The organism is Megasphaera sp. DISK 18 (genome assembly GCF_001682955.1).
Lineage (GTDB): Bacteria > Bacillota > Negativicutes > Veillonellales > Megasphaeraceae > Megasphaera > Megasphaera massiliensis.
Genome location: NZ_LUGJ01000025.1, coordinates 1 through 8,045, shown reverse-complemented (window position 1 = coordinate 8,045; position 8,045 = coordinate 1). Strand labels below are relative to the sequence as shown.

Here is an 8,045-nt window from a genome sequence, read left to right as displayed (position 1 = left end):
AGCGAGGAAAACTCACTCACGTCCATTCGCGGTGGATGATTTAGTTGGCACCCCAACATTTGACAAGGAGCCTTTTTTATTGAAAAAATGCCTATACCCTTATTTTTTTTCGTTTTCATCCTTGACAAACCTTTTACACAGGTCTATGATAGGGTGCATAACTTAAACACGATATATTGACATTCGATGACGAGAAAGAGTACAGCTTTGCAAAAGCACACAGCGAGCCGGGTATGGTGAAAGCCGGCAGCCGGAGGAAGCATGGAAAATCATCTCTGAGGATTGCAGTTGAAATGAGTAAACTGCACCGTCTGATCCACGTTACAGGAAATGCGTATGATAGTACGTTACAAAGAGCCTTGCGTTTTTTTGGCAAGGAATATCGGGTGGTACCGCGGATAAAACTTCCGTCCCTTTAGTGGGGCGGGAGTTTTTTTTATTTCATGTTTATCTTATGACAATCTAACTTATCATTAGGAGGAATGCATCATGGAAAACATCAATTTCGACAGTCTTAAACGGCGGAGAGATCTGCGCATTATTTTACCGGTCTTTCTCGTTTCGATTATTGCCTGCATCGACCGCGTCAATATTTCCTACGCCAAACTGACCATGACCCAGACATTGAGCTGGCTGTCGCCTGAAGTATACGGTTTTGGCGCCGGTATTTTCTTTGCCGGCTACCTGCTTCTGGAAATCCCCGGTTCCCTCTTTGCCGCCAAATTTTCGGCGTCGAAATGGATTGCCCGCATCATGTTTACCTGGGGCGCCGTCAGCCTCTGTATGGCCTTCGTTACGACGCAGTGGCAATTCTACCTCTGCCGCTTCCTCTTAGGTGCCTCGGAAGCCAGCCTGTATCCGGTCATTTATTCGCTCTTATTCCCCCGCTGGTTCACAGCCGCTGAACGGTCCCGGGCAACGTCACTCATGCTGACCTCGCTCCTTCTTTCGACCATCGTCGGTGCCCCTATCGCCGGCGTTCTCTTGGAACATTCCTTCTTCGGCCTCTTAGGCTGGCAGGAACTGTTCATCCTTGAATCGATTCCGGCTCTCATCTTTGCCTTCTATTTCTTACTGGCCGTCAAGGATCGCCCGGACCAAGTCCATTGGCTGACAGACGCTGAAAAAGAATACCTGACGACCATGTATGAACATGAACAGCGGGCCATGCAAAACGTAAAGAAATATACTGTCCTCCAGGCCTTTACCGATGCCAAGGTATTAAAACTCTGCTTCATCTACTTCCTTTGGGTCGTCGGTTTCTGGGGCTTCTACTTCTGGATGCCGACAGTCCTGAAAAACCTCTCCGGCTGGTCGACGTCCCTCATCGGCGGTGCCATCGCCATCCCCATGGCAGCGGCCCTCGTCGTCCAATTGATCATCGGCCATACGGCAACCGTTACCGGCGATAAGGTATGGCACGTCTTCGCGGCTCTCACCGTCGGTGCCGTCGGACTCGGCCTGTCGCCCTTTGCGCACAACATGGGCGTCGCCCTGTTTCTCATCTGCCTCTCCGCTATCGGCATCCACGCTTCCATGGGCGTCTGGTGGACCATTCCGACGACCTTCCTCTCCGGTCCGGCCGCTGCCGGCTCCATCGCCCTCATCAACTCCTGCGGCAACCTGGGCGGCATGTTCGGACCCAATATGATGGCCTGGGTCCAGGCTCAAACCGGAAGCTTCGCCATGGGCTACTACCTGATGGCCCTCTTCATGTTCAGCGCCGGCCTCTTAGTCCTGACCTTGAAATATAAGGTAAACGGCACGGTAAAAGAAGATGTACACCTCGATACACGAACAAATACGACAGGTTACACCGGCACCCAGCCTAGCGTAACCCATTAAGATACAAAAATCCCACGGCCTCTCATAACACTCGAAAGACCGTGGGATTTTTTTGACAGAATAATGAAATGACAAAGGAGACTGAGATTTTACGCCTTTGGTAGAAATACCTTCAACGCTTCTTGGGCAAATACGGCGTATCCTTCGGCATTGGGATGAACGCCGTCAGCATAGAGATTTTTCCCGGATGTTTCTTCGCCATCCTGCAACGCCTGATAAAAATCGATAGCCGCGCACCCCGTATTGGCACTATAATCCAAAAGCCACTGACGGTAGCGGCGGAGTATCTCATTGTGACGATTCACATCACCGGCATCCTGCCAGCCATAGTAGGCACTTTCCGGCTTCGTCAAAGGAGGAATGCCGATATACACCGGTTCCTCCTGGGATTTTAACAGCGAAACCAAGGTTTCTATATTGCGGCAGACGGAGGAAAAGTCCTTATCGAGGAGGATATCGTTGGACCCTCCCATGATGAAGAAGGCATCGTAGCCGATGAGGTCAAGCTGGTGCAGGCGAAAGACCATGCCGGCCGTCGTGTCGCCGCATTGTCCCCGGTTATCGATCTGAATCTTGCCGTCTGCAGCCACCAAGGTCGTCCACCGCTCTCCCGGAAGCACATCGTACCCATAGGTCAAACTATCGCCTAAACAGAGGATTTTCATGACCGGATCCCCTTTTGAACGGCTGCTACGGCCGTTTCTGCCGAAAGCCACGGCGCATCGAAGCGGCAGCCGGCTTTTTCAAGATCCATTTGACAAGCAAACATCTTGGGAATGGCACTGGCATAAATATCATGATCGTACATATAGCGCAGCGTCGTTTCAACGTCGGCATCGCTGAGGATGTGGCCGTGGTCGATGAGAACCAGTCGGTTAGCGTAAGGAAGGGCCGCTTCCAGCGTATGTTCGACGACGACAATCGTATGGCCGTAGGTTACATTCAAATCGTGAATCAATTCATAGAACTCGTGGGTCCCTTCAGGATCCAGGGCCGACGTCGGTTCATCGAAGACCAGGATGTCGGGATTGGTTGCCAAGACATCGGCAATGACCAGACGCTGGCGCTGGCCGCCGGACAGCTTGGTCAAAGGACGCTGGCGATAAGGCAGCATGTGTACTTTTTCCAGTGCTTCCGTGACGGCCTGGTCGATTTTATCGGGGGCAACGCCCTGATTTTCCAGGCTGAAGGCGATTTCTTCTTCAACGGTCATGGCGACCAGCTGGCTGTCGTAATCGTCAAGCATGGCTCCAACGCGGGTCGCGAGTTTTGAAATCGTCGTCTGCGTCGTCGCCTGTCCGTTGACATAGACCATGCCCTTCATGACACCGCCGAAATAATGAGGAATAGCGCCGGTCATGGCCATGCACAGCGAGCTCTTGCCGCTGCCGCTTTCGCCGGTAATGACCAGGAAGTCGCCTTCACGGACCGTCAGATTGACATCATCGAGGACCGGCGTCTTCTGTTTATTATAGATATAAGAAAGGTGTTCCATAGAAATGAGGCCTTCTTGAGCGGGCTTCAAGTCATACATGCTGTGATCGGAAGCCACTTCCTGTTCTTCGAGAGAATCGAGGATGCCTCGTGATACGAAGAGGCGCAGGGCCGGAAAATACATAATCGGCGTGACGATGGCATTCAAGGCGCCGATGACGACGACTAAGGGCAGCATGGCTGTAAAATAGACGACGTTCGGAAGATCCATGACGAATTTTAAAATAGTGACGAAGGCACCGCCGCTCATACAGGTAGCGGCAAAGCCGGTCAGGGCAGGCAAGCAGGAATGGCCTTTCACTTTGATGAAGGCCAGGTTCTTGACGATAAAGGCACAGGTAAGGGCCCCGACGGGTTCACTGATAAGGTTGCCATAGGGAAAGCCCGATTTTGACGTCAGAACATTGACCAAGGCAGCGACGAGACCGATGCCGAGAGCCTGTTTATAACTGGGCTTGGTCAAACAAATGGCGACGCAGTAGGTAGCAATCGTCCAGTTCGGCGTAACGCCGCCGACGCTTGGCGATACGAGGTGCAAGATCGTGCCGATGGCCAGCATCAGCGTCGTAATGGTAATCCAGCGGAACTGACCGCCCTGACGGTGATGAAATTCTAATTTAGAAATATCTGCTACTTGTTTCATCGAGTTCCCCTCCTATACCATACCCTGCATCCGCAAGTAAACGATACCGCAGCTCAAAGCCAACATGACAAAAATAACGATGTAATCGCGTCCTTTGGGCTGAACGTTGCTCATAAAACTGTGTTCATGACTGCCAAAGCCGCGCAGTTCCAAGCTGAGGGCCATCGTTTCCGACCGGCCCAAGGACTTCAGCATGAGCGGCTGGACGACACTCATGTAGTTGATAACTTTCTTAAAAACATTGCCCTTCGTCGAAAGGCCCCGGCAGGCCTGGGCTTCCTGAACGGCCTGACTTTCGGCGATGAAGTCCGGCACGAAGCGCAGGGCCGCCGTAAACATGAAGGCGTATTCATAAGGAATCTTAATCTGCTTGACCAAGGCTGCCGTCAAATCCTGGAGGCGCGTCGTCGTCAGCAAGATGATGAAGACGATGGTCATGGCGAGCATACGAAGGCCCGTAACGTAGGCCGATTCTAAGGATCCGCCGCCGAGAAGCTGAACGACGGCCAGAAATGCCGCAAAGATGATCAGACTGAAGACGGCTTTGACGTTGCGCGACAAGCTTCCGCAGAGCCCTAAGAGAATGAGTTCGACGACGACCAGACCGACTAAAGGAAGTGTCGTATGCATGACCAGTGCCCAGAAAGAAAAGGCAAAGGTACCGATTAATTTCGTAACGGGGACAAAGTTTTTCATCATTATTTCGTACCTCCTATTCTTTCCAGCATGGCTGCCGTAAATTCCTTCATCGATTTACAATAAGGAAAATCCGGTGCCGCCATGGACAAGGCGACGGCGTCGGGCCGGCTCAGGCCCAAGTCATATAGGTCAGAGCGTTTCGTAAACAGTTCTTCCGGCGTCCCGTCAAAGGCCTTGGTATGATTGCCGATGACGATGACCCGTTGACAGTATTCTGCAAAAATATCCATATCATGACTGATGATGAGGATGGTCATGCCCTTTTGATGAAGTTCGCTCAAAAGTTCCATGAGCTGCTCCTTATCTTCACTGTCCTGACCGCTCGTCGGTTCATCGAGGATGAGATACTGCGTATGCATGGCGATGGCCGAGGCGATGGCAACCCGCTGTTTTTCACCGCGATTGAGGTTGGGCGGATACGATTCGGCAAGCTCCGTCAGCTGCGTCGCCTTCAAGGCGTCCTCAACAGCTTCTTGGATCTCAGACTCACTCATGCCCAGCTGCTTCGGTCCATAGGCCACTTCTTCCCGAACCGTCGGCCGAAACATCTGCCGTTCCGGCCGCTGGAATACGTAACCGATAAAATGGCTGCGAACGGAAGCATCGTCACCGTTTATGACCTTGCCGTTATATACGATTTCACCGGAAACGGGCTTTTCAAGCCCCATGAGCAAGCGAGTCACCGTCGTCTTCCCACAGCCGTTGCGGCCGCCGAGGCCGATGAACTCACCTTCACCGATTTGCACATTTACACCTTCCAATACGGGAACACCGCTACCGTAATTGAAACTGACATCCTTCATTTCCAGCATCTTTCTCTCCCCTTCTCTTTGAAGACAAAAAAAAACCTTTCCATCCCTATAAAGGGACGAAAGGTTCAGATTCTTCCGCGGTACCACCCAAATTGACTCAGTAAGTCCAGCTCTACATGTACGGCCTCACGGCGATACACGTTTCTTTGATAGCGGTGGAAATACACCGTCGCACCCTACTGGTCACCGTTCAGGCCGCATCTCCCGAATCCATTCTATCCGCCGGTCTGCGCCGAACTTCCACTGCCATCGGCTCGCTGTAGCTGCCACAATCGGATATACTCGTTTCGTTCATCGACAACATTTATGATTTGCTTTAGATTATATAATGGCAGTGGACTCTTGTCAAGATAGAAGAACCTCAAAACAGGTTTCTCGTTTAAAATATAATTTTTTTGCACCATATTATTTCAAATTGACACTGATTATCGAGTATTTTCATATTGACAAATTGCCCATTCATGGTAAACTATTACACAAGACAATTGAAACGACATTTATCCAGAGCGGCGGAGGGACTGGCCCTATGAAGCCCGGCAACCGATAACACGGTGCTAATTCCTGCGGAAACTATTCCGAGAGATAAAGAACCAAGACCAAGCCTCTTTCTCTTTCGGGAAGAGGCTTTTTTTCATGGATAATGGCGAAGCAAAAAGGTCTGACTATTCTATTAACAGGAGGTATAACTCATGAAAAACTTCAAAAAACTTTCCGTTCTCGCCGCTGCGGCCCTGATGGCCGTTGCATTCTTAGCCGCCGGCTGCGGCAGTGATTCCCAGACGACGGCTTCGTCCGACAAGAATGTCACCGTCACCGTCGGCGCAACCCCCGTTCCCCACGCGGAAATCCTCAACGAAATCAAACCGCTCTTGGCCAAAGAAGGGGTCGACCTCAAGGTCGTCGAATTCACGGACTACGTCAAACCGAACCTGGCTTTGAATGATAAGGAACTGGATGCCAACTTCTTCCAGCACACGCCGTACCTCGATAAATTCAACAGCGAACACGGCACCAAATTAAAAGCCATCGCCAAAATCCATGTCGAACCGATGGGCATTTACTCCCGCAAAATTAAAGATTTGAAAGATCTTGCAAACGGCGCGAAAGTCGCCATCCCTAACGACCCGACCAACGGCGGCCGTGCCCTCCTCATCCTTCAGAGTGCCGGTCTCATCACCCTTAAAGACGGCGGCAACATCACCTCCACCGTCCAGGACGTTGTAAAGAACGATAAAAACCTCCAGTTCGTCGAACTCGAAGCTGCTCAGATTCCCCGCTCCATCGACGATGTCGATATCGCCCTCATCAACACCAACTTTGCTATGGAAGCCGGCCTCAATCCTTTGAAGGACGCCCTCTTCTTGGAACCGAAGGATTCGCCCTATGCGAACGTCCTCGTCGTCCGTGACGGCGACGAAAACCGTCCGGAAATCCAGAAGCTCGTCAAAGCCCTCCAGTCTCCGGAAGTCAAGAAATTCATCGAAGACAAGTACCAAGGCGCTATCTTACCGAGTTTCTAATAGACAGGCAACAAAATCTTCAATATAATAAAGATATAGAAAAGAGGCTGCCTCTATGGGGCAGCCCTTTATCTTCTTATGATCTGAGGGGGAAATTAATGTATGCATACTCATGAGCTTTTTGCAAAAAAGACGGTCTTTTCGTTCGAAGTTTTCCCGCCAAAGCGAGATACGCCTATCGAAACCGTCTACCCGACGCTCGATGAACTGAGCAAGATCCATCCGGACTTCATCAGCGTGACCTGTGGAGCCGGCGGCAACGGCGGCAACCGCACGACGGAAGTCGCAACATATATAAAAAACCTGGGCTGTGAAACAGTAGCCCACATGCCCTGCATCTATCTGACCGAAGAAGATGCACTTAAAACATTGCAGGAACTGAAGGCTCGAGGCATCGAAAACATCCTGGCCCTTCGCGGCGACGAAACGCCGGGAAGAGAACGAACGCACCGCTTCGAACACGCCAGCGACCTCATCGCCTTTATTAAAGACAAAGCTCCGGAGTTCAACATCATCGGTGCCTGCTATCCCGAAGGCCATGCTGAGGCCAAGACCGTCGCCGCCGACATCCGCAACTTAAAGACCAAAGTCGATGCCGGAGCCAGCGAACTGATTTCTCAGATGTTTTTTGACAATGCCGTATTTTACCGCTTCCTAGAACGCTGTGAAATCGCCGGCATCAAAGTTCCCATCGAAGCGGGCATCATGCCGGTCACCAATAAGCGCCAAATCGAAAACATGATTGCCATGTGCGGCGCTACCCTGCCCATCAAATTCCAGCGGGCCATTGCCAAATACGGCGATAAACCGGACGCCATGTACGATATCGGCATCACCTATGCCATCGACCAAATCGCCGACCTTCTGGCCAACGGCGTCGACGGTATCCACGTCTACACCATGAATAATCCGGACATCGCCAAACGGATCTCCGATGCCGTCAAAAACCTCTTGTAAGATAATCAATCAAAAACACGATTTCTCCTGCTAAAGGAAGAAATCGTGTTTTTTTCGGCTCTTTGTCAAATGTTG

7 protein-coding genes, 1 riboswitch and 1 other annotated feature are annotated in these 8,045 nt (G+C 51.3%); of the genes, 3 read left to right on the top strand and 4 right to left on the bottom strand.

The genetic code is table 11. The annotated features are described in order from the left end of the window. Positions 1–177 precede the first annotated feature (177 nt). Positions 178–418, top strand: a binding site (T-box leader). Positions 419–489: 71 nt separating this feature from the next. Then, positions 490–1,845, top strand: a complete 1,356-nt coding sequence (locus A0U42_RS06170) for an MFS transporter (protein ID WP_065360292.1) — start codon at positions 490–492, stop codon at positions 1,843–1,845. 89 nt (positions 1,846–1,934) lie between these two features. On the opposite strand, the gene A0U42_RS06165 is transcribed toward A0U42_RS06170, so the two are convergent. Genes A0U42_RS06165 through A0U42_RS06150 form a run of 4 tightly spaced genes read right to left on the bottom strand, consistent with a single transcriptional unit; the run spans position 1,935 to position 5,493 of the window. Further along, positions 1,935–2,510: a GDSL-type esterase/lipase family protein gene (locus A0U42_RS06165; protein ID WP_065360291.1), complete on the bottom strand. Its 576-nt coding sequence runs from the start codon at positions 2,508–2,510 to the stop codon at positions 1,935–1,937. Next, positions 2,507–3,982 carry a tryptophan transporter gene (locus tag A0U42_RS06160; protein ID WP_065360290.1) on the bottom strand — a complete coding sequence of 492 codons (1,476 nt, stop codon included), beginning with the start codon at positions 3,980–3,982 and terminating at the stop codon, positions 2,507–2,509. The genes A0U42_RS06165 and A0U42_RS06160 overlap by 4 nt, the downstream gene beginning before the upstream one ends. 12 nt (positions 3,983–3,994) lie before the next feature. Continuing rightward, entirely contained in the window at positions 3,995–4,678 is a 684-nt protein-coding gene (locus A0U42_RS06155) for an energy-coupling factor transporter transmembrane protein EcfT (RefSeq protein ID WP_065360293.1), read from the bottom strand. 2 nt (positions 4,679–4,680) lie between these two features. Continuing rightward, complete coding sequence (locus tag A0U42_RS06150) at positions 4,681–5,493, bottom strand: energy-coupling factor ABC transporter ATP-binding protein (protein WP_065360289.1); 813 nt, start codon at positions 5,491–5,493, stop codon at positions 4,681–4,683. Positions 5,494–5,987: 494 nt separating this feature from the next. Continuing rightward, positions 5,988–6,082, top strand: a riboswitch (SAM riboswitch). 100 nt (positions 6,083–6,182) lie between these two features. Between A0U42_RS06150 and A0U42_RS06145 the strand changes: the two genes are divergently transcribed. Continuing rightward, positions 6,183–7,013 (top strand): MetQ/NlpA family ABC transporter substrate-binding protein, encoded by an 831-nt coding sequence (locus A0U42_RS06145; protein ID WP_044505130.1) that lies wholly within the window; start codon positions 6,183–6,185, stop codon positions 7,011–7,013. A gap of 102 nt (positions 7,014–7,115) precedes the next feature. Then, positions 7,116–7,970, top strand: a complete 855-nt coding sequence (metF, locus tag A0U42_RS06140; protein WP_065360288.1) for a methylenetetrahydrofolate reductase [NAD(P)H] — start codon at positions 7,116–7,118, stop codon at positions 7,968–7,970. Positions 7,971–8,045 lie beyond the last annotated feature (75 nt).

Coding starts and splice junctions, on each gene's coding strand:
- A0U42_RS06170 (WP_065360292.1), top strand. CDS start 490: ATGGAAAACATCAATTTCGACAGTCTTAAACGGCGGAGAGATCTGCGC.
- A0U42_RS06165 (WP_065360291.1), bottom strand. CDS start 2,510: ATGAAAATCCTCTGTTTAGGCGATAGTTTGACCTATGGGTACGATGTG.
- A0U42_RS06160 (WP_065360290.1), bottom strand. CDS start 3,982: ATGAAACAAGTAGCAGATATTTCTAAATTAGAATTTCATCACCGTCAG.
- A0U42_RS06155 (WP_065360293.1), bottom strand. CDS start 4,678: ATGAAAAACTTTGTCCCCGTTACGAAATTAATCGGTACCTTTGCCTTT.
- A0U42_RS06150 (WP_065360289.1), bottom strand. CDS start 5,493: ATGCTGGAAATGAAGGATGTCAGTTTCAATTACGGTAGCGGTGTTCCC.
- A0U42_RS06145 (WP_044505130.1), top strand. CDS start 6,183: ATGAAAAACTTCAAAAAACTTTCCGTTCTCGCCGCTGCGGCCCTGATG.
- metF (WP_065360288.1), top strand. CDS start 7,116: ATGCATACTCATGAGCTTTTTGCAAAAAAGACGGTCTTTTCGTTCGAA.